Origin of the sequence: Pseudomonas sp. BN417, from assembly GCF_029871205.1 — a bacterium.
Taxonomy (GTDB): Bacteria; Pseudomonadota; Gammaproteobacteria; order Pseudomonadales; family Pseudomonadaceae; genus Metapseudomonas.
This window is the reverse complement of record NZ_SSOJ01000163.1, coordinates 15,493-35,862: the sequence shown is the minus strand read 5'-3', so window position 1 is coordinate 35,862 and position 20,370 is coordinate 15,493. Positions and strand designations below refer to the sequence as shown.

Sequence of the window (20,370 nt, the reverse complement as noted above, 5' to 3'; positions counted from 1 at the left end):
GGAATTGCTAGCGCTAAGTTTTCAGAACGATAGGTCAGATGCCGGCGGTTGGGCTTGAGCGATGAGGGAGAGGAGGGGAGTGCTGGGGGAAAATGGCCAGGTAAGCCCGCGCCCGTTCAATCTTCTCGAGCGTCAAGTACGGGTAGTCCTCCTGTAACACGGCGAACGACTCACCGGCGTCGAGCCGCCCCAGCGTGATATCGACCGGCAGGCGCGTGCCGCAGAAAACAGGTCGGCCGCCTTGGATCTCGGAATCGCAATGTACCGTCTCCTTGATGGCTGTGAGCTGGATCATTCGACTCACCACCCGCACCAGTTCCTTTTCCAGGTTGACCACTACGGAATCCAGCTCTATTCGGCCCATCCCCGCCAGCTCGCCCGTCTGGCGTAAGCCTTCCACGACTTCCAGCACTGCGGGGGCATAGAGCGTCGTCCAGCGCAGCATCACTTGCTGGCGGGCAGCGGCCGTTAGGATTTCCTTGAACGCTTTATAGAGGCTCACCGTCAAAGCGGCACCAAGTAGATCGAAGGTCCTGGGCCGTGAGCCTGCGAAAAATAGCGTCTGGAATTCACCGGCCTCCACCAGGTTGTCGACTGCCGACTCTGAAACCTGGGCCACGAAGCCGACCTCTGACGCGGAACCCGTTAGTCGCGTTAGCCGGTCCCTCATAGCGCTCCACCTTTAGGACGTGCGGTACGCAGATTGTGCTCCGTTTAGAAACGCGAAGCAGTCCTCTTGTCGCTGTAGGCGGGCGAGAGAGGGTCCATAGCCAGCTATCTCGTCGGGAATGAACCTGAACCGCAAAATGCAGCGATGCAGGTGCGAAGCGCCACTCACCGAACGAAAGCCATGACTCGTCCATCCGCCGTGTTCAGCGGGTTCATGTCCAGGTAGTTCCCTGGCCCGTGGAATCGCTAGCACTTGTTGGGCTCACTTTGACCCCGGCCGCAGCCCTGGGCACGAGCTAGAGCCCCGCGCAAGCAAATTTCGCGTGTCGGATTCATCAGCGCGTCACTTTCCAATTTCTCTTCACCAGGAATCTGACTTGCAAGCCGATTAGCTTGTTGATCCAGCCCGGGCATTCGGCCGGAGCTGAATGGCGCCCTGAACCCGGGGCGTGAAATTGCTGTGCATCCAAAGGCATAGCGGGTCAGCAAGTCGCCGAGCATCTTAGATTCAAGCTCGCGCACAGCCTGCGTGAGTGGCGAAGTAAATCTGGGTGTTGTCGGCGAGCGGGGCTGTTTCCAGTTTTACTTGCTCGGTTTTTCCACTTTTAGTTCACCGGACTGCACTGGAGCACTTCAATCGTCCAGGCACCCGATATTGAATTTAACATAATATAGATTATGCGAAGCCATGGTAATGAACCGCCCCAACCAGGGCAATCAGAATCAGCGCAGGTAAATGACCCAGTTACCGAAGCTAAAGCACGACACTTCGAGCATCTCGGCGCACCGCCTGGGGAGGCACACCATAACCTCGCATAAAAGCTTCGCGCATGTGTCGACGATCGCGAAACCCGGTTTCCCTCGCGATCATTTCTAGAGAGTGGCGGCTTTGCTCGATCATTAACCGCGCAGCCTCCAGCCGCAGACCTTCGATGGCCTTCGCTGGCGATTGCCCGGTTTCCGCGGTGAACACTCGGGTGAATTGGCGCGGGCTCAAGTGTGCGGTCTCTGCCAACTCCTCTACGCTGAGCGGCCGCGTCAGGTTTTGACGCACATAGTTCAGCACGTTCTGCATGCGATCCGACTTAGGGGCCAAGTCAAGCATCTCTGAATGTTGCGATTGCCCACCCGAACGGCGCTGGTGCATCACTAAATTGTGCGCAACCGAACGCGCTACGTCTGCCCCAAGGTCCTTTTCTACCATACCTAGGGCGAGGTCGAGTCCTGCGGTCATGCCGGCAGAGGTCCAGATTGGTCCGTCGATAATGTAGATGCAGTCATCGTCGACATCGATGTTCGGATAGCGCTTTTGCATTTCTTGGGCGAAAAACCAGTGGGTCGTGGCGCGGCGCCCGGCGAGCAGACCGGCCTCGGCCAAAACGAAGCCACCGGTGCACACGCCAGCGGTGCGCCGTGCTTGGCTACCGGCCTGTCGCACGAAGTCCAACACGGCCTCCACAGGCTCCGCAGTCAGTGGATCGCTGACCCCGACGATGATCCACGTGTCAGCCAGTCTGGGCGCCTCCATTGGACGCGTATCAACTGCGAGCCCCAGCGACGAGAGCACCAAGCCGCCAGCCGGCGAGAAAATCTCAATCGTGTAGAAAGGGCTCTTCACAACGAAATTGGCGTATTCGAACACCGTCTGCGTCGCCAATGTAAGCATCTGGAACCCATCCGTCAGCAGATAGCCGATGCGGTGCATACACTTTTCCTCCGATGTCCTAAAAGACGACCATAAGCGTCATTTAGGGCGTCGTCAAATCGGTGCAATATCAGCTTCAGGTTCACTCTCCCTCGGAGATCCAACATGGCTCACGCACATCCCGGCACCGCGCTCATCACGGGAGCCTCATCCGGAATTGGTGCGACCTACGCAGACCGTCTGGCGCGTCGCGGCTACGACTTGATCCTCGTGGCCCGCAATCGCGAACGTCTTAATGCCCTGGCTAACCGCATCATCCGAGAGACTCAGCGGACGGTTGAAGTACTTGAAGCCGATCTCAGCGACCGCAACGCCCTGGCCGGCGTTGAAACCAAGCTGATAGAAGACGTGGGCATAATTGATGTTGAAATAAACTTGGTCTAACTCCGGCTTTTAACTCAGTTTACCGTCTGATTTGTTGCGCCGGAACCGTGGCATCACTGAATATTCTGTCGATAGAAGTGGTGCGCTCAACCCAATATGTGACGATCCCAATGTGCGGGGAACTTCTAAACTCTAATGAAGTTCCCTTGCCTGCAAATTGAGGTGCTTACTGATGAAAACTTTTCTGGTTACAGGCGCTACCGGCGCAACAGGTTCTCCGACTGTCAAATTCCTGTTGGAGAAAGGTCATCGAGTAAATGCGTTTGTTCACAGCGAAGATGCGCGCGCCCAAAAGCTTCGAGATCAGGGTGCTAATGTCTTTGTGGGAGATCTGCTAAACCTCAAGCACGTTCGCACGGCAATGGAAGGCGTTGATGGGGCATACTTCTGCTATCCACTAACCGGGGGATTAGTTGAAGCGGCAGTGATATTTTCCCAAGCGGCAAGAGAACAAGGGATAAAGCACATTGTAAATTTGTCCCAAAAGCAATCACGTCCCGATGCGCGTAGTCCGGCCACCCTAAATCACTGGATGTCCGAGCAAGTGTTTATTTGGACTGGGATCCCCACCACTCATCTGCGTATTACCTTCTTTGCCGAGTGGATGCTCTACATTGCGCCCCTGATTCGGGATGGCCGGTATGTCACGCCATTCGACCCAGACAGCCGATTTGCTCCCTTGGCTGCAAGTGATATCGGACGCATCGTTACAGGTATCCTGACCAATCCTGAAGGGCATGGCCATCAGACTTATGAACTGCATGGGCCAGAAGAATACAGCCACCAGGAACTAGCCGGCCTCCTGAGTACTGTTCTAGGCAAGGAGGTGCGCTTTGAACAGATCCCGGTTGAGGACTTCGTCTCCCTGCTGGGTCTGGACCACGATCGCTCCTATCTTTCGCATTTCAGTGCAGTAAAGATTGACCAACGTGAAAGGCGTTTGGAAGGTTTAGACAGCATCGGTACCGCTATCATCGGCCAGCCCCTGCTGACCCCTGCGCAGTTTATCGAACTGCACCGTAATCTGCTGACTTAAACCCATCTCGGCATGGGGCATGATAACTGACTGCTCCATGCCGACTATTTTCAACTGTGACGATGTGGTCGTCTCGGCCACCTGCCAACCAAAGCGGCAGCTTCGATGCTGAACAGTACAAAGCTGCTAGATGAGCTGAAGTCACTCGAAATCGACTGTGTGAATCGCCTCGGTTTTGTAGACGCGTGCGAGCGTCAGCAATGGGGCGATTCTAGTAAAAATGCCCGCTGCAATTTTCGTTCACGCAAGTGCGTGGCTGAAGTCGCTCCGCCCTGCCCCGCTGTCTTTTCGCAGTGGTGGCTCATGGCGCCGCTAAAAGTAGTCTGCATGGTTCGAGATGGACCGAACGAGGATCTGGGCTACCTCTGTTAGGGCGCCAATGACGTCAGCTACTCCATCCATTGCCGGCGAAACCCGGCAAGCGTTCATCGAAGGCACCTGGCTGATCCCTGTATTCAGGGCAACTACTGCGTCTTGCCTTGCCCGGGAAACAACGACTCGAATCGCGGCGTCGCCCGGGCAACGAAACCCTGCCCCTGGCGCATGATGAAATAGGCGGCGACGTCATGCCGCTCGGCGAAGGCATAGCCCTCCTCTGGGCCGAGCACCATCAACACCGTAGACAAGCCATCGGCATGCAGCCCCGAAGGGTCGACCACCGTCACCGCCGCCAGCGCGTGCTTCACCGGCCTGCCGACACGTGGATCGAAGGTGTGCGAATAGCGCTGGCCACCTTCCTCGAAATAGTTGCGGTAATCGCCGGAGGTGGAAACGCTGTAGCCATCCAGTGCAATGGCGCGCTCCACTTGCTGCTCGCGCCCGCCGCTCGGTACTTCCAGGGCGATGCGCCAGGGCGAGCCATCCGGCTTGCGGCCGACCGCCTTGAGTTCGCCGGTAATTTCAACCAGATAGGCCTGGATACCCAGGGCCGAAAGCCTGTCGCCGACCCGATCCACCGCATAGCCGGCGACCATGCTGTCGAAATCCAGTTGCGCCGCCACATCCTTGCACAGCTTGTCGCCATCCAGGCGCAGGTGCTGTTGCCCTACCCGTGCCTGCTCCCGTGCCAGCGCGCTCGCATCCGGTACCTGCCCCCCCCGTGACTGCGGACCGAAGCCCCAGAGGTTCATCAATGGCAGCACCGTCAGATCGAAAGCCCCGCCACTCTCTCGGAACAGAAACCCACCGTACTCCAGCAATCGACGCATATCTTCCGGCAATGCCTGACAGCCGCCGGCCGGCAGATCGTTGAAGCGGGAAACCACGGAGTCGCCGCGCCAGGTGGAAAACTGCTGGTCGAGCGCCCCGAGTATCGTCTCGACTTCGGCCTGTACTCGCTGCGAGTCGGGCGTCTGCGCGGTGGGTACGTACTGGATCGAATACGTGCTCCCCATGGTCGGCCCGGAAAGCTGCTCGATCCGTTCGCCGCAGCCATACAGCAACGTCAACAGCATCACCAGCAGGCTTGCGCGTATCAATCGGCACCTCTCTGTTCCGGCCGCCCCACCGCGGCCTGACATCGTTCCGACGCTCCCACGTGGGCTGGGAATAGGCCTACCGTTTGTCAGGGAATATGATCAAAAACTGAACAAAACCTTCATTCGGTGCTCTTAGTCCCGTCAGTTATCGAGTGTCGCCCTCGCGTTTCGCTCAATTTCCCGGAAGCAAAAAACCATTATGTGCATTAGCGCGTAGGGGTGTTTTTTGCCCCAAAAAATTGGAGGACAGAACATGTCTAGCCATTCGTTGCAGAGCGTCGAGCGCATGCAGAACCCCGTCCGCGCCCAGCGTCAGCCGCAGCAGAAGCCCTTCTTGCGCCGCCTGCTGGCCATCGCCTCACCCTCACAGCGTAGCTGGCACGGCGGGCTCAAGCTCAGAGGCTACAAGCAATTATCCAACGCCACGCCGGTTGCCCCGATCGAGGTCGGAAACATACAGCTGGCGATCCCGCTCGAGCGGGGTCGCCGCAGTGTCCAGGCTTGCGTGCAGCCGGGACAGCATGTACGCAAGGGCGAGGTGATCGGTATTGGCGATGACAACACCCCTTGGGTGCATGCCAGCACCTCCGGCATCGTGGAACGAATTGATCTCGCCTTCGCGGCCGACTCGGCCGAACCGGTCATGGCCGTCATTCTGAACGCAGATGGTCTGGATGAGTGGATCGAACGCCCGGTGCTGGAGCTGCCGCAAACGCCCGAGGCGCTGGTGGAACGGGCATTGCAGATGGGCATAGTCGGCCTTGGTGGGGCCGGTTTCCCGACTGCCCTCAAGCTGGCAGGTGCCCAGCACCCCGATCTGCTGCTGATCAACGGTGCCGAATGCGAACCCTTCCTTACCTGCGATGACCGTCTCATGCGCGAACGCGCCGAGGCGCTGATCGAGGTCGCCGACTATCTCGCCGAGCTGATGGGAGTAACGCTGACCCGCTTCGGAATCGAAACCAACAAACCTGAGGCGATGGCCTCGTTACGTGCCGCCGCTCGCCAGGCGCGTACCCCGGTCGAGATCTGTCCGCTGCCGGAGCGTTACCCGGCAGGGGGGCAGCCGTTGATGATCAAGAGCCTGAGTGGCCGCAACCTGGCGCCGGGGACCCTGCCCGCCGATATCGGCGTATTGGCGCTGAATGTCGCGACGCTCTACGCACTGGGACGGGCCGTCTTCCACTCCGAACCACTTGTAAGACGCGTGTTGACGCTGACCGGGGACTGCGAGCGCCCCGGGAATGTCCTGGTGCCGGTGGGTTACCCGGTCAGCGCACTGCGCGAAATTGCTGGCGCGGCCCCCGAAGGCGAGTTGACCCAGGTCGGCGGTCCGATGATGGGACAGCCACTGCCGGACCCCACTGCCGTCATCAGCAAGACCAGCAGTTGCCTGATATTCGGCGCCGAGCGCTACCTGCCGGCACCGCAACCCGCAGGTAGTTGCATTCGCTGTACGCGCTGCGTGGATGTCTGCCCGATGTCGCTCAGACCGCTGGATCTCTACGATGCCGCCCAACGCCTCGACAAGGGCAGCCTGCAGGAACTGCGATTGGATGCCTGTATCGAATGCGGCAGCTGCAGCAGCAGCTGTCCGAGCAATATCCCGCTGCGCGAAACCTTCCGCCAGAGCAAAACGGAGCTGCGCGCATGAGCCTGATACGCCGTCCTACCCCGCACAAACTCCGCACGGTGATGCTGCTGGTCAGCTTGTGTCTCATGCCGGGCACCGCCCTGTACGCCTGGCAATTTGGCAGCGTGGTCTGGTTGCAGACCTTCTGGTGCGTGCTGCTCGCCCTGGGCTTCGAAGCCGGCCTGCTGCGCCTGCGCGGACAAAAGGTACGCGAGGGTTTGAGCGACCTGAGCTGGCTGGTGCTGGGCCTGATACTGGCTCGGGCATTGCCGCTGCTGGTGCCGCTGTGGATGATCGCCGTGGCCAGTTTTGCCGCTCTCGCCCTGTGTAAGCACGGCAGCGGAGGCCTTGGTCGCAACCGCCTCAACCCCGCCATGGTTGGCCTGGGGATCATCGCCATCTGCTTCTACCAGCAGTTGTACCCCGCGCCCTCGAACTATGCCCCCTGGACCCTCACCCTGGACGCCAAGGCGGTTCTTCTACAACAGTTGCAGCTGGCGCCACGCCTTAACCTCGATGCATTCGTGGGCGCCACTCAGTTGGCTAAGAACCAGTTCACACTGATCACCCCCAATCTGTCGGGGTACGGCTACATTGCCGGCGGATTAATACTGGCTGTCCTGCGGGTGATCCGAATCGAGATTCCGCTGGCCATGCTCGCTAGCACCGTATTGCTGTGCCTGGCAGCCGGCCATACTCCGCAGGAAAGCCTGTACAACCTCAGTCTCGGTGGCTATCTCTTCACCGCCTTTTTCATCGCCACCGATCCGGTCACCAGCCCCAATACACGTGGCGGTCGCATCCTCTTCGGCGTGGCCATTGGCGCGGTGACTGAATTGATTCGCGAATTCGGGCTTTATGCCGATGGTCTCTGCTTCGCCGTTTTGGCCGCCAACCTGCTGGTGCCGCAGATCGACCGCTTGGTGCTGCGCATACAGCGCCCCTGGTACACACGAACAGCTGGCGCTGAGGGCGTGCGTAGCGCCGTAGGCGGGCGCGAAGGGTGAGTGCAGCGAGTAGCCAGGCGATGACGACCTGGGTCGGAGTACTGTCCTGCTCGCTGGCGACGGCAAAGACCACATCGAGGAAAGCGGTTTCGCGAGCGCTCTTCTCGGCACACACCAGCATGCCCAGTTTGGTGGCACGGGAGTTGTCGGAGCCGGCGTGTAACTTGCCGGTCAGGAAGCCACCCACCGGGTAACGGCCAGGCCGACTGCTGCGGCCTGTCCTGCCTGGTAGCCATTGGCAGTGTCGAATTCTGCACCTGATCGAGCCGCGCATCGCCGGCGCCATGGAGGACGAGAGACGGAGCCGGAATCCGGTAGCGGCCCACCTCGTCAGCAAGCACTACAAGGGGCAGCCCATCACCGCAGGTGGCTTCACCGGTGAATTGGCCAAGGCGATTCTCGAAGCAGGTGATGCCGATCTGGTCGCATTCGGCCGCCGCTTTATCCTCCAACCCTCAGTCTCGCGTAAAGCCCGATCCAGGGTGACGATCGCTCCAGCTCCGCACTTGCCCTGAGAATCGTATCCTCATCACCGAAGCGCCCAACCAACTGGATGCCGACGGGAATTCCTTGCTGATTCCAGTACAAGGGTACATTGGCCGCAGGTTGGCCCGAGGCGTTGATGATCGCGAGGAACATCGTGTATCGCGCCCCTTTCAGCCTGAATGAACGGAAGTCGTCGTTCATTGACAGGGTCCCCAGTGTGACCGGCAGCTGCGTGAGCGTTGGGGTCAGTAGCAAATCGAACCCCTGCATGTATCGCTCCATCTCCCGCGAAATCTGCTGGAAGCAGGCTATGGCCGAGATGTAATCGGTAGCCCGCAGCGTCTTGCCGTAGTGGTAGGCCCCGAGAATCGCGGGCTCGAGAAGTCCGCGCCATTGCTCGCTCGGCCTGCCTACCGCAGCAGTCTCGATGGAGACGACGGCGTTGGCAGCGATTACGTCGATAAGAGCATTCGCAAACCCGTCGAAGTCGATATCAGGTGGGCTGATCTCGACCACTTGGTGGCCGTTCCGAATGAGTAGCCTTTCAGCCGATTCCACGGCAGCCAGGCAGTCAGCGTCGAGGGGAATGTCATTCCACGTGGACACCCACTTGGCGACACGCAGCGGACGATCGAAGGGCTTGTCCAGCCCTGCCAGGAAGGACTCCGGCATGCGAGGAGCCGCGTAGGGCGCACCTGGATCGGCCCCTGCGATCGCATCGAGAACCGCAGCGGTATCCCGGACCGTACGGGTGATGACGCCATCGGTTGCGAGACCGCCCCACCCCTCCCCGCGCGCCGGCCCCATGGGTAGAAGCCCACGCGAAGGTTTCAAGCCAAAGACGCCGCAGCAGGATGCGGGGATTCGTATGGACCCTCCTCCATCGCTACCGTGGGCGATGGGTACCACGCCCAATGCAACAGCCACCGCCGAGCCGCCGCTGGAGCCTCCTGGCGACCGCGCAGGATCCCAAGGGTTGAGCGTCGGACCACCATTGGCGACGGCCTCGGTTGTAGGTGCCATGCACAGCTCCGGGACTGTCGTCCTGGCGAAGCTGATAAAGCCGGCCGCCTCGAACCGCTCCACCAGGGTGCTATCGAAACTGAACCGGGTGTCGCGAAACATCCGCGAGCCCATGGACGATGACAGGCGCCTGGAGGCAAGCCCGGAATCCTTCAGCAGGAAAGGCAGGCCTCCAAATGGCCCGACCAGCTGCGCCGTCCTGGCCATCTCCAGGGCTTCCTCGAAACGCTGGTAGCACAGCGCATTCAAGGGCATCGCCCGTTCCCGGGCGAGTTGCACCGCTATCGTCATCAGTTCGAAGGCAGAGGTCTCACCCTTGCGCAGCAGGGAGGCAAGTGCGAGTCCATCAAGCCTGCTGTAGTCCGCTGGACGCATAAAAGACTCCTGACAAAAGCTCCGTAAACTGTGGACGGGCTACCTTTGGCAGCTACAAGGCTGCCCTTCATGCAATTGCCGGGACATGCCCTGGTCTCGGTAGACCGATTCCCATTGATCGGCAGGCCTGGTGGCCGACGGGGTTCTCCTTGCTTCGAGACCAAGGTGACGCACACCCTCCAGCACGAGCAGGCCAACGGCGATCCAGATAGGAATGTAGGTCAGCCATTCCTCAGTCTGGATTTGCTCGCCAATGACCAGAGCCACGCCCACCATCAGTACAGGCTCAACGTAGCCCAGCAATCCAAAGAGCCCGAAGGGCAGTATGCGGCTGGCAACGATATAGGTCATGAAGGCTGTAGCACTGATCACGGCCAGAATCACGATCAGGATGAATAGGCGCGGACTCTGCGCGAAATGTTCGACGCCAGCGCCCTGCCCCATGATGATCCAGGTAGCGAAAGGCAGGGTCAGCAGCATGTCGAACCAGAGGCCGCCCAGGTGATCGGTTCCCAGCTTTCGGCGCAGGATGAAATAGATCGGCAGGCCAATGGCGACCAGCAGCGTTTCCCAGGAGAACCCACCTACCTGGTAAAGCTCATGCGCTACGCCGAGGGTGGCCGAGAGAGCTGCCATTTTCTGCAGCGGCGTGAGGCGCTCCCGATAGAACAGCCGGCCGACCAGCAGCATCGCAAGGGGCAGCAGGAAATACCCCAGGGACACCTGGAGCCCACGGCCATTGAGGGGAGCCCAGAGGAACAGCCACAGCTGAATCCCCAGCAGCGCGCTGCTCATGCAGAGCGCCAGGATCAGACTCGGCCTTTTTCTCAGGCGCTCGGCTATCTCGAGCACGCGCTTCCATTCCCCGCCGATCAGCATGAAGAGCGTGACACAGGGCAGTGTCAGCAGCATGCGCCAGCCAAATATCTCCACTCCAGTGAGGGGAGCCAGCAAGGTGGCGAAGTAATACAGGCTCGCAAACATGCACGACGACGCGACCGACAGAGCCACAGCCTTGTTCAAGTGACCTCCGTAAAGCATTCAGGGACGGGTGAAGGGACTGTCAGGGCGCCCCGATCGTCCAGGGAGCGCCATTGACGAATTTCGACTCGATCCATTCCATGAATGCGAGGGTGGTGGCAGGTGAAAACCTCGCCGAGGGACGTACCAGATAGATCGCCCCCTGAGAATCGAGCTGCCAGTCCGGCAGCACATGAACAAGTCGGCCAGCCGCCAGATCGCGGCTCATCAGCCATTCACCCGCCCCAATGATTCCCGTACCGGCCCGCGCCGCGGCAAGCAGCGATTCACTGTCGTTGGAGATGATCGATCCTCGGGTCACCACCGTTTCCTGCCTATCACCGTTGGACAGGCGCCATTCCGGGAAGGACGCGAAGCCGGTAAACCCCAGGCAGTCGTGGGAGTCGAGATCCCCCGGCGAGCCCGGCACCCCATGCTCCTCCAGGTACCCGGGCGATGCGCACAGGATGCGGCGATGATCGCCCAGCTTCCGGGCAACCAGGCGGCTGTCGCTCAGCTCCCCGATCCGGATGGCCAGGTCGTAGCCTTCGGCGATGATGTCCACGAAGCGCTCGCTGTAATCCGCCACGAGCGACACCTGGGGGTGGGCCTTGAGGAACTCCGGCAGCATGGGCGCCAACCACAAGCGGCCCATTGAGGCGGGCAACGCCAGGCGCAGCATTCCGCGCACTTCTGCTGCGCCGGACGATGCCTCCTGCTCCGCTTCCTTGATCGCCCCTATGGCCGCTCGCAGGCGCTGCTCCAGTTGCGCACCAGCACTGGTCATCCGGACCTGGCGAGTCGACCTTTCGATCAGGCGAACCCCCAGCCGCTTCTCCAGGGCAGCCACGCGCTTGGATACCACCGTGGGATGCCGCTGTAACAAACGGCCGGCGGCTACAAACGAACCTTCCGATGCCACGGCGAGCAAGGCAGCGATTTCGTCACTCTGTCCGGAGTCGAGCAAATCCTGTGTCATGGCTTCAGGATAATCGCGCCGGATGATTGCCCTGACTCCAGTGCGGCGTGGGCTTGTGCGGCGTCTGCAAGCGGATATTTGCCCCAGATGCGCGGCGTGACGACACCTGAAGCGATTGCCTCGAGGAGGTCCCGCGCACGCTCCTGGTACTCGAAAGCGGTAGCGGTATGCGCGGCCAACGATGGCCGAGTCAGAAACAATGACCCCTTCCTATTGAGTGTCGCCAGTTCCACAGGCGCTGGTGTGCCGGAAGAGGCGCCGAACGACACCATGGTGCCGCGCGGTCGCAAGCTATCCAGGGACGCCTCGAAGGAAATGCGACCGATGGGGTCATACACGACATCCGCCTTTCGGCCATCGGTGATGCGTGCGATGTCTGCCGCAAGAGTGAGCGGATTGAACACCAGGACGGCATCGCAACCGAGGCCCTTCGCCTTCTCCACGCTGGCTTCCTTCGACACCACGCCAATAACGAACGCACCAAGATGCTTGGCCCATTGCGCCATGATTTCGCCGAGCCCACCCGCTACGCCGTAAAGCACCATGGTCGTGCCTGGGCCGACGGGATAGGTGGTCTTGAGCAGATACTGGGCCGTGATTCCCTTGAACATCACGGCGGCGGCATCATCGAACGACATCTCGTCCGGAATTCTGACCAGTCGCTCGGCGGGGTACAGCCGTGCGCTGGCATAGGCGCCGATCGGGCCGGTCGCATACGCCGCGCGATCACCCACGCGGACACTGGTGACACCCGGTCCGACTGCCGTGACTCGGCCTGCACCTTCCAGCCCCAGACCGGAAGGAAGAGCGATGGGCACTGCGCCATTCCGTTGCGTCACATCCAGGTAATTGACACCGGCGGCTACCTGCTCGAGCCAAGCCTCGCCAGGCCCGGGTTCGCGCTCGCCCAGGTTCTCGATCCGCAATACCTCGGGTCCGCCGAGCCGGTCTAACCGAATTACTTGAACCATCTCTGTCTCCACGTGCTGAACATGGCCCCGTGACGAGGATGGGATGGATTATGTGAGCCTTGCCCGCATTGAACAATTTGGTTCACTTGCATTTGTTTGCTGCATGTAGTGCAGCAATAGGCGACTCGATCCTTTCGACGCTATTGCTGGCGGCGCCCGCAGGTCTGGCTGTCGTTCCGGCAGTTCTTTTTTCCTGAAGTACCAGTCCCGACCTTCTGAGGCTACTTGGCACTAATCGCCATAGCGATTCATTCTAGAAATGGCGAAACATGGAGCTAACTTTCTTTCGTGGATGCTGGTCAGAGTTTCATCACCGGCTGTTCATCGATTGCAGGGTTCTTTGCCAGGTTCGATCCAAGCGCTCGAAAACGGCAAGCAAGACATTACATGAACCGCAGTTCGAGACAGGTCAGTACGAGGCATTTTGGATAGCCTCGCCTTGTCGCAAGAAAAAACTTCCAGGAAGGATCAGATACCGACTTTTAAGCCGGATGCCGCCTTTTGTCAGGGCGCATTCGGCTTCCCGGTTATTTTGCCGAGCACAAGCATTGAGTCGATTCACTTATCGGTTATGCATTTTATTGGCGTACGTAATGAACCTAATGAAATTGACGACTAAGGAGAATAAAAATGCGTCTAAGCATTTTTGGGCTCGGCTATGTCGGTGCGGTCTGCGCCGGCTGTCTTTCCGCGCGGGGTCATGAAGTTGTGGGCGTGGACATTTCGTCCACCAAGGTAGCGTTGATCAACCAGGGGAAATCCCCAATCGTCGAACCGGGATTGCAGGAGCTGCTGCAGCAGGGCATTCAGGCCGGTCTCCTGCGGGGTACTACCGATGTATCGGAGGCCATCGCCGCCACGGATGTGTCGCTGCTCTGCGTCGGAACGCCGAGCAAGAAGAACGGCGACCTGGCCCTCAATTTCATCGAAGGCGTCTGCCGTGAAATTGGTTTCGCCCTGCGCGACAAGTCAGAGCGGCACACGGTCGTCGTGCGCAGCACGGTGTTGCCGGGCACGGTGAAAAACGTGGTGATCCCGATTCTCGAAGACTGCTCCGGCAAGCAGGCGGGCGTGGACTTCGGCGTCGCGGTCAATCCCGAGTTCCTCCGCGAAAGCACCGCGATCCAGGATTACAACTTTCCGCCGATGACGGTGATCGGCGAACTGGACCGGCATTCCGGCGACTTGCTGCAGTCGCTCTACGAAGAGCTCGATGCCCCTGTGGTGCGCAAAAGCATCGAAGTGGCGGAGATGATCAAGTACAGCTGCAACGTCTGGCATGCGACCAAGGTCACCTTCGCCAATGAGATCGGCAACATTGCCAAGGCCGTTGGCGTCGATGGCCGCGAGGTGATGGATGTGGTCTGCCAGGACCACAAGCTCAACTTGTCCAGGTACTACATGCGCCCTGGTTTCGCCTTCGGCGGCTCCTGCCTGCCCAAGGATGTGCGCGCCCTCTCCTACCGCGCCGGCCAGCTGGATGTGGCAACGCCGCTGATCGGGGCCCTGATGCACAGCAACGAGGCGCAGGTTCTGCACGCCCTCGACATCATCGCCGGTTACGACAAGCGCAAGGTCGCCCTGCTCGGCCTGTCGTTCAAGGCCGGTACCGACGACCTGCGCGAAAGCCCGCTGGTACAGCTGGCCGAGATGCTGATCGGCAAGGGCTATGAGCTCAGCATCTATGACCGCAACGTCGAGTACGCCCGGGTCCACGGTGCCAACAAGGACTACATCGAATCGAAGATCCCCCATGTGTCGTCATTGCTCAACAGCGATTTCGACAGCGTGATCGCGAATGCGGAGGTCATCGTCCTCGGCAATGCCGATGAGTGCTTCCGGGCTCTCGTCCAGCAAGTGCCGGAAGGCAAGCATGTCGTAGACCTGGTTGGCTTCATGGCCCATGGCAGCGACGACAGCCGCGAAGGCATCTGTTGGTGAACAACTGAAACCGGGTGGCGATGGCTTGGCCGAATAGACGAAGCCATCGCCCTATCCGAAACAGATCACGGACGCAGACGATGGAGAGGCTCACGCAGGGTTTCATCGATATCGCCGGGTGGTTGTTCTACCTCAGCCTGCTGATGGTCCTTGCCCTGGCCGTACCGCAGACGCTTTTCGATCCCACGTCCAGGGACTTCCTCCTGCTGCTCGGCGCGGTCGGCATCTGGCGCTATTCCATGGGCCTCACCCATTTCCTCCGCGGCCTGCTGTTCCTCTACGTCGTCTTCCCGCACTACCGGCGCAAGGCGCGTCAGCTCGTCGAGGCGACCGCCCTCCCCCACGTTTGCCTGCTGGTCACCAGCTTCCGCATCGACGCGCTGACCACCGCCATGGTCTACCGCTCGGTGATCGAGGAAGCCATCGCCTGCGGCCACCCCACCAGCATTGTCTGTTCCATAGTCGAGCTGTCCGACGAGTTGCTGGTGAAGCGCCTGTGGGCGAGGTACGACCCGCCGGCACGGGTCAAACTGCACTTCGTGCGCATCGCCGGCACCGGCAAGCGCGACGGCCTGGCCAATGGCTTTCGCGCCATTTCCCGGCATCTGCCGACGCCTGACGCGGTCGTAGTGGTCGTCGATGGCGACAGCATCCTCAAGCCGGGAATCATTGGCAGGACCGTTCCTTATTTTCGCCTGTTCCCCAGGCTCGGCGGGCTGACCACCAACGAATTCTGCCATGTGCATGGCAGCTACATCATGCGCGAGTGGCACAGGCTGCGTTTCGCCCAGCGCCACCTCAACATGTGTTCGATGGCACTCGGCAAGCGAGTGCTGACCATGACCGGGCGCCTGTCGATGTTCCGCGCCGAAGTGGCGACGGACCCCGGCTTCATCGCCGACGTCGAGAGCGACTATCTCGACCACTGGCGACTGGGCCGTTTCCCCTTCCTCACCGGCGACGACAAGTCCAGCTGGTACAGCCTGATGCGCCTGGGCTACGACACCTTCTACGTACCGGATGTGGCGATCGACACCATCGAGCACCCGCCGGAAAAGAGCTTCTTCAAGGCCAGCCGCAAGCTGATGTTCCGCTGGTACGGCAACAACCTGCGGCAGAACTCCCGGGCGATGAGGCTCGGCCCGGGGCGCCTCGGTCTGTTCACCAGCCTGGTGCTGTTCGACCAGCGCGTGTCGATGTGGACCTGCCTGCTCGGCCTGGCCGTGGCGCTCATCGCCAGCCTCAAGTACAGCATCGCCTACCTGCTGATCTACCTGCTCTGGATCGGCTTCACCCGCCTGGTCCTGACCCTGCTGCTGACGGTCACCGGCCATCCCGTCGGCCCGGCTTACCCGCTGCTTCTTTATTACAACCAGATAGTCGGCGCGCTGGTGAAGATCCATGTCTTCTTCCGCCTCGACCAGCAGTCCTGGACGCGCCAGAAAACCAGGCTCAACCGCGACCTCGGCGGTTTCCAGCGCTGGTTCAATGTCTGGTCGTCACGTTCGATGACCTTTTCAGCCGCCAGTCTGTTCATTGCCACGCTGTTGCTGGTGGTGTGAGCCAAGCCAATGGAATTGAGTAGGAACGTCGCCATGAACACAGCCGTCAACGTCGTGCATGAATCGGAAATCCAGCGCCAGCACGCCCGGGTGCGGATGCCGGCGAGGATACGTTTCGCCGGAAAGAACCAGCACCTGGTCGAGCACAGCCTGCAGGAGCTTTCCGCCGGCGGCTTCAGCTACCTGGCGGGAAAGCACCCGGTCGCGGTCGGCGACTACCACAAGGGCGAACTGATATTCGCCATCGACGACCTGGCGCTGGTCATGCGCGTCGAGTTCCAGGTGCGTTCGGTGGATCCGACCAGCAACCGTGCCGGTTGCCAGTTCCACAACCTCAAGCCGCGCGACATCGTCACCCTGCGCCACCTGATTTCCGCGCACCTTTCCGGTGAACTGGTCAGCGTCGGCGAGTTGCTCAGTACCCTGCAGCGCGACAACTTCGGCGCACCGCGCAAGAACAAGGGCCACTCGGGGCTGGGGCGGTTCGGTCGCTTTCGGGCAATGATCCTCAGTCTGGTCGTGCTGGTCATCGGCGTGGTGGCCTTCGTCTTCATCGCCTCAGCGCTATACGACCTGTACTTCGTCACCCATGCCCAGTCCGCACTGGTCACTGTCCCCAGCATGGAGGTGACCATGCCACGCGAAGGTACGGTGCAAAGCCTGATCGGCGAAGACGGCGTGGTGACCAAGGGGGCACCGGTCGCCACCTTCAAGACCTCGATGATGGATATGTTCAAGGGCCAGCTGGCCGACAGCCAGATCAAGCCCGAGCGTCTCGAGGAGTTGTTGGGCCGGCAGATGAGTGGGACGGTCACCAGCCCATGCGATTGCACCCTGCTCCGCCAACTGGTGGCCGACGGACAGTACGCCGGCAAGGGCGACGTGATCTTCCAGTTCGCCCAGCGCGGCAGCCAGGCCAGCATCGAAGCCAAGTTTCCCTATGCGAAGTTCAGGGCGGTCGCCCCGGGAAACCGGGTCAGCTTCGTGGTCGCGGGTGAAGAGCAGGAGCGCGGCGGTAGCATCGTCAGCAGCAACCTGAACTCCGCCACCATCAACGACCTGTCCACCGATATCCGTGTACAGATCAAACCTGACGAGCCGCTGGACAATGCCCTCGCCGGCCGGCCGGTGGAAGTCAGCGTCACTCGGGGGCCATCGCTTGTATGGCTGATCTACTAGCTCCAGGCGCTGGGGCCCTTTGGAGGACCTGCTCGTGGCTGAGATACCTGTACGCCCTCTCCTGCTCCTAGGCGTTCTGGGCCTGGCCGGCTGCACCGGCCTGCCCGATCAGCGCCTGGCCCAGGAGGCCATGGCCCGCGGCGACACCGCCACTGCCGAACAGAACTATCGCCAGCTCGCCGACCTCGGTTACGCCGACGCCCAAGTGGGCCTCGCCGACATCCAGCTGGAAACCGGCGACCCCGAGCAGCGGCGCCAGGCCGAGGCAACCTACCGCCAGGCCGCCGCTACCTCACCGCGCGCCGCCGCGCGCCTGGGACGGCTGCTGGCGAGCAAGCCGGACGCAACCGAAGCGGAGCAGCGGGAAGCTGAAACGCTGCTCAAGGATGCCATGGCCGCCGGCGAGCAGAACACAGCGCTGCCGCTGACCCTGCTCTATGTGCAACACCCGCAGACCTTCCCCACGGTCAATGCGCAGCAGCAGGTCAACCAGTGGCGCGCCGAGGGCCAGCCACAGGCGGAACTGGCGCAAGTGCTGCTGTACCGGGCCCAGGGCAGCTACGACCAGCATCTCGATGAAATCGAACGCATCTGCAAGGAGGCCCTGACGGTGCAGGATGCCTGCTACGTCGAATTGGCCACGGTTTACCAGAAGCGCGGGCAGCGCGAACAGCAGCAAGCCCTGATCGCTCAACTGCAAACTGCCTACCAGAACGGCCGGGTGCCACCGCAACGGATCGACTCGGTGGCCCAGGTGCTGGTCGACCCGGCGCTCGGTAAACCTGATTTCGAGGCCGCCAAGGCGCTGCTGGAACCGATCGCGCCGAGCTATCCGGCGGCCTGGGTGAGCCTCGCTCGCCTGCTCTACGACGCCCCGGACCAGGACAATACCGAGCAGGTGCTGGACTATCTGCAACGCGCCAGCGATGCCGGCGAACCACGAGCAGAGCTGCTGTTGGGCAAGATCTACTACGAAGGCAAGCTGGTACCGCAGGACCCGGCCAAGGCCGAGCAGCACCTGCTCAAGGCCGCGGCTACCGAGCCGAGTGCCAACTACTACCTGGGGCAGATCTACCGCCGCGGCTATCTCGGCGAGGTAAATCCGGACAAGGCCCTCGACCACCTGCTCAGTGCCGCCCGCAGCGGCCACGCCAGCGCCGATTACGCCCTTGCGCAGCTGTTCAGTCAGGGCCGTGGCATCCAGCCGGACCTGGTCAACGCCTACATGTTCAGTCAGCTCGCGGTACAGGCGGGCAAGCCCGAAGCGCCGGCCTATTCCACGCAACTGGCGCAACAGTTGTCGCCAGCCCAGCGCGCCGAGGCGCAAAAGCGGCTACAGGCGGAGCGGCAGTTTCGCGGTGATAGCACTATGCTCCGTGCTGCTGCCGGCGGTGACGTTCCCAGTGTCGAACCGCCCGCCGGCGGCACCGCCGAACTTAGTCCCCAACGGAACAGACCATGAAACGAAAACAATGGATTCGCGTTAGCCTGACCGTTCCACTACTCTGCGGCGCTCCGGTATGGGCCGCGGCGATGAACGACAAGCCGTTCGGGCTCGACATCAAGATCACCGCCCAGTCCGAGGACGACCGCGACCTTGGTACCCGCGACGGTGGCGACGTCAACGGCATCGGTATCGACGTACGGCCCTGGGCCTACTTCCAGCGCGGTGACTGGAGCGCCTACGCCATGGCCCAGGCGGTGGCCGCCACCGACACCATCGAAACCGACCCCCTGCAGTCCCCCGACCTGGACGAGGGTTCCAGCAGCGTCAGCGACAATGACAACGACCGCCAGGCCGATGACAGTTACCTGGCGATGCGCGAATTCTGGATCGGCTACTCCGGGTTCACTGCCTACCCGGGCGAAGAGCTGCGCTTCGGTCGCCAGCGCCTGCGCAACGACGACAGCCTCTGGCGCGACACCAACATCGAAGCCCTGAACTGGACGTTCGACACCACCCTCCTCCGTGCCCATCTCGGCCTGGCCGAACGCTTCAGCGAGTACCGCACCGATATCGACGAACTGGCGCCGGAGGATGAGGACCGTCAGCACCTCTATGGCGACATCGCCACCCAATGGACGCCCGGCCACTGGGTCGGCCTCAACCTGCACTACAGCCACGACGACGGCGACTTGCCCAGCCCCGGCGAAGAGGTCGAGCAGTTGGACAAGGACACCACCGGAGACCTTACCTGGGTCGGTTTGAGCGCCAACAGCGACGCGTTCGACTGGCGTAATCAGCAGACACTGAACTACTGGGCCAGCGTGATCTGGCTGAATGGCGACCGCGACCAGTTGCTCACCACCAGCGGGCCCGGCGGCCAGCCCATTGCCAGCGGCGAGGAGAGCGCCAATGTCAACGCCTGGGGCACCGACCTCGGCCTGCGCTGGAGCTTCGACCCGAGTTGGCGGGCCGGTATCGCCTACGCCCGTGGCAGCGGCGGCGGTGATGACGGCGAGGACAACTTCCAGCAGACCGGCCTGGAGAGCAACCGCAACAGCTTCACCGGGACGCGCTCGCGCGTGCACCGCTTCGGCGAAGCCTTCCGTGGCGAATTGAGCAATCTGCAGGTGGCCACCCTGTTCGGCTCCTGGCAGCTGCGCGATGAGTATGACGCCAGCCTGGTCTACCACCGCTTCTGGCGCGTCGACGGCGACCAGCCACTCGGCGACAGCGGCGTCAACGCCGCCCTGGTCGAGGACGACAAGGACATCGGTCAGGAAGTCGACCTGGTGCTCACCCGGTACTTCAAGGAGGGCCTGCTGCCGGCCTCCATGAGCCAGGCGATCGACGAACCCTCTGCGCTGGTGCGCTTTCGTGGCGGCCTGTTCCTTTCGGGCGATGCCTATGGCAGTGGCGTCGACTCGAACATGCACCGCGCCATCGTCGATGTGATCTGGCGTTTCTGACCCCAGAGG

16 protein-coding genes and 1 pseudogene are annotated in these 20,370 nt (G+C 61.3%); 10 read left to right on the top strand and 7 right to left on the bottom strand.

Going from position 1 to position 20,370, the window contains the following annotated elements; all coding sequences use genetic code 11:
- Positions 1-34: 34 nt before the first annotated feature.
- On the bottom strand, positions 35-619 hold the full coding sequence (locus tag E8F11_RS28310) for a DUF433 domain-containing protein (protein WP_280292234.1): 585 nt from the start codon (positions 617-619) through the stop codon (positions 35-37).
- A gap of 804 nt (positions 620-1,423) precedes the next feature.
- Positions 1,424-2,374 carry a GlxA family transcriptional regulator gene (locus tag E8F11_RS28305; RefSeq protein WP_280292233.1) on the bottom strand — a complete coding sequence of 317 codons (951 nt, stop codon included), beginning with the start codon at positions 2,372-2,374 and terminating at the stop codon, positions 1,424-1,426.
- A gap of 105 nt (positions 2,375-2,479) precedes the next feature.
- On the opposite strand from E8F11_RS28305, the pseudogene E8F11_RS28300 reads away from it, so the two are divergent.
- Positions 2,480-2,722, top strand: a pseudogene (locus tag E8F11_RS28300) (SDR family NAD(P)-dependent oxidoreductase); the annotation flags it as partial.
- Between the two features lie 208 nt (positions 2,723-2,930).
- Positions 2,931-3,794 (top strand): NmrA family NAD(P)-binding protein, encoded by an 864-nt coding sequence (locus E8F11_RS28295; RefSeq protein WP_280292232.1) that lies wholly within the window; start codon positions 2,931-2,933, stop codon positions 3,792-3,794.
- Between the two features lie 464 nt (positions 3,795-4,258).
- Here E8F11_RS28295 and E8F11_RS28290 read toward each other — a convergent pair whose 3' ends face one another.
- On the bottom strand, positions 4,259-5,248 hold the full coding sequence (locus E8F11_RS28290; protein WP_280292308.1) for an FAD:protein FMN transferase: 990 nt from the start codon (positions 5,246-5,248) through the stop codon (positions 4,259-4,261).
- A 310-nt stretch (positions 5,249-5,558) separates the two neighbouring features.
- Here E8F11_RS28290 and rsxC point away from each other — a divergent pair, with 310 nt between their 5' ends.
- From rsxC to E8F11_RS28275, 3 genes are all read left to right on the top strand, one after another.
- The gene (gene rsxC / locus E8F11_RS28285) at positions 5,559-6,926 is read left to right on the top strand and encodes an electron transport complex subunit RsxC (protein WP_280292231.1); all 1,368 of its coding nucleotides are present in this window, start codon (positions 5,559-5,561) and stop codon (positions 6,924-6,926) included.
- The gene (locus tag E8F11_RS28280) at positions 6,923-7,912 is read left to right on the top strand and encodes an RnfABCDGE type electron transport complex subunit D (RefSeq protein WP_280292230.1); all 990 of its coding nucleotides are present in this window, start codon (positions 6,923-6,925) and stop codon (positions 7,910-7,912) included. The genes rsxC and E8F11_RS28280 overlap by 4 nt, the downstream gene beginning before the upstream one ends.
- A 284-nt stretch (positions 7,913-8,196) precedes the next feature.
- A complete protein-coding gene (locus E8F11_RS28275) occupies positions 8,197-8,427 on the top strand; it encodes a hypothetical protein (RefSeq protein ID WP_280292229.1) in 231 nt (76 codons plus the stop codon).
- Here E8F11_RS28275 and E8F11_RS28270 read toward each other — a convergent pair.
- From E8F11_RS28270 to E8F11_RS28255, 4 genes are read right to left on the bottom strand one after another with little or no spacing between them, the layout of a single operon-like run.
- Positions 8,354-9,796, bottom strand: coding sequence for an amidase (locus E8F11_RS28270; protein WP_280292228.1), 1,443 nt, complete (start codon positions 9,794-9,796; stop codon positions 8,354-8,356). The two genes, E8F11_RS28275 and E8F11_RS28270, sit on opposite strands and share 74 nt — an antisense overlap.
- 39 nt (positions 9,797-9,835) lie before the next feature.
- Positions 9,836-10,819: an EamA family transporter RarD gene (rarD, locus tag E8F11_RS28265; protein ID WP_280292227.1), complete on the bottom strand. Its 984-nt coding sequence runs from the start codon at positions 10,817-10,819 to the stop codon at positions 9,836-9,838.
- 40 nt (positions 10,820-10,859) lie between these two features.
- Entirely contained in the window at positions 10,860-11,795 is a 936-nt protein-coding gene (locus tag E8F11_RS28260) for a LysR family transcriptional regulator (protein WP_280292226.1), read from the bottom strand.
- On the bottom strand, positions 11,792-12,766 hold the full coding sequence (locus E8F11_RS28255) for a quinone oxidoreductase (RefSeq protein ID WP_280292225.1): 975 nt from the start codon (positions 12,764-12,766) through the stop codon (positions 11,792-11,794). The genes E8F11_RS28260 and E8F11_RS28255 overlap by 4 nt, the downstream gene beginning before the upstream one ends.
- Before the next feature lie 630 nt (positions 12,767-13,396).
- On the opposite strand from E8F11_RS28255, the gene E8F11_RS28250 reads away from it, so the two are divergent.
- From E8F11_RS28250 to E8F11_RS28230, 5 genes are all read left to right on the top strand, one after another.
- Entirely contained in the window at positions 13,397-14,707 is a 1,311-nt protein-coding gene (locus E8F11_RS28250) for a UDP-glucose/GDP-mannose dehydrogenase family protein (RefSeq protein ID WP_280292224.1), read from the top strand.
- 80 nt (positions 14,708-14,787) lie between these two features.
- Entirely contained in the window at positions 14,788-16,269 is a 1,482-nt protein-coding gene (locus tag E8F11_RS28245) for a glycosyltransferase family 2 protein (protein WP_280292223.1), read from the top strand.
- Between the two features lie 33 nt (positions 16,270-16,302).
- A complete protein-coding gene (locus E8F11_RS28240; protein ID WP_280292222.1) occupies positions 16,303-17,448 on the top strand; it encodes a PilZ domain-containing protein in 1,146 nt (381 codons plus the stop codon).
- A 34-nt stretch (positions 17,449-17,482) separates the two neighbouring features.
- On the top strand, positions 17,483-18,910 hold the full coding sequence (algK, locus tag E8F11_RS28235; RefSeq protein ID WP_280292221.1) for an alginate biosynthesis TPR repeat lipoprotein AlgK: 1,428 nt from the start codon (positions 17,483-17,485) through the stop codon (positions 18,908-18,910).
- Positions 18,907-20,361 carry an alginate export family protein gene (locus tag E8F11_RS28230; RefSeq protein WP_280292220.1) on the top strand — a complete coding sequence of 485 codons (1,455 nt, stop codon included), beginning with the start codon at positions 18,907-18,909 and terminating at the stop codon, positions 20,359-20,361. Before algK ends, E8F11_RS28230 begins: the two co-directional genes overlap by 4 nt.
- Positions 20,362-20,370: the final 9 nt, after the last annotated feature.

Excerpts from the sequence above, each read along its gene's own strand:
- E8F11_RS28280 (WP_280292230.1), top strand. The coding sequence starts at position 6,923 with ATGAGCCTGATACGCCGTCCTACCCCGCACAAACTCCGCACGGTGATG.
- E8F11_RS28275 (WP_280292229.1), top strand. The coding sequence starts at position 8,197 with ATGGAGGACGAGAGACGGAGCCGGAATCCGGTAGCGGCCCACCTCGTC.
- E8F11_RS28250 (WP_280292224.1), top strand. The coding sequence starts at position 13,397 with ATGCGTCTAAGCATTTTTGGGCTCGGCTATGTCGGTGCGGTCTGCGCC.
- E8F11_RS28290 (WP_280292308.1), bottom strand. The coding sequence starts at position 5,248 with ATGCTGTTGACGTTGCTGTATGGCTGCGGCGAACGGATCGAGCAGCTT.
- E8F11_RS28295 (WP_280292232.1), top strand. The coding sequence starts at position 2,931 with ATGAAAACTTTTCTGGTTACAGGCGCTACCGGCGCAACAGGTTCTCCG.
- E8F11_RS28305 (WP_280292233.1), bottom strand. The coding sequence starts at position 2,374 with ATGCACCGCATCGGCTATCTGCTGACGGATGGGTTCCAGATGCTTACA.
- E8F11_RS28245 (WP_280292223.1), top strand. The coding sequence starts at position 14,788 with ATGGAGAGGCTCACGCAGGGTTTCATCGATATCGCCGGGTGGTTGTTC.
- rsxC (WP_280292231.1), top strand. The coding sequence starts at position 5,559 with ATGCAGAACCCCGTCCGCGCCCAGCGTCAGCCGCAGCAGAAGCCCTTC.
- E8F11_RS28255 (WP_280292225.1), bottom strand. The coding sequence starts at position 12,766 with ATGGTTCAAGTAATTCGGTTAGACCGGCTCGGCGGACCCGAGGTATTG.
- E8F11_RS28230 (WP_280292220.1), top strand. The coding sequence starts at position 18,907 with ATGAAACGAAAACAATGGATTCGCGTTAGCCTGACCGTTCCACTACTC.
- E8F11_RS28240 (WP_280292222.1), top strand. The coding sequence starts at position 16,303 with ATGAACACAGCCGTCAACGTCGTGCATGAATCGGAAATCCAGCGCCAG.
- E8F11_RS28270 (WP_280292228.1), bottom strand. The coding sequence starts at position 9,796 with ATGCGTCCAGCGGACTACAGCAGGCTTGATGGACTCGCACTTGCCTCC.
- E8F11_RS28260 (WP_280292226.1), bottom strand. The coding sequence starts at position 11,795 with ATGACACAGGATTTGCTCGACTCCGGACAGAGTGACGAAATCGCTGCC.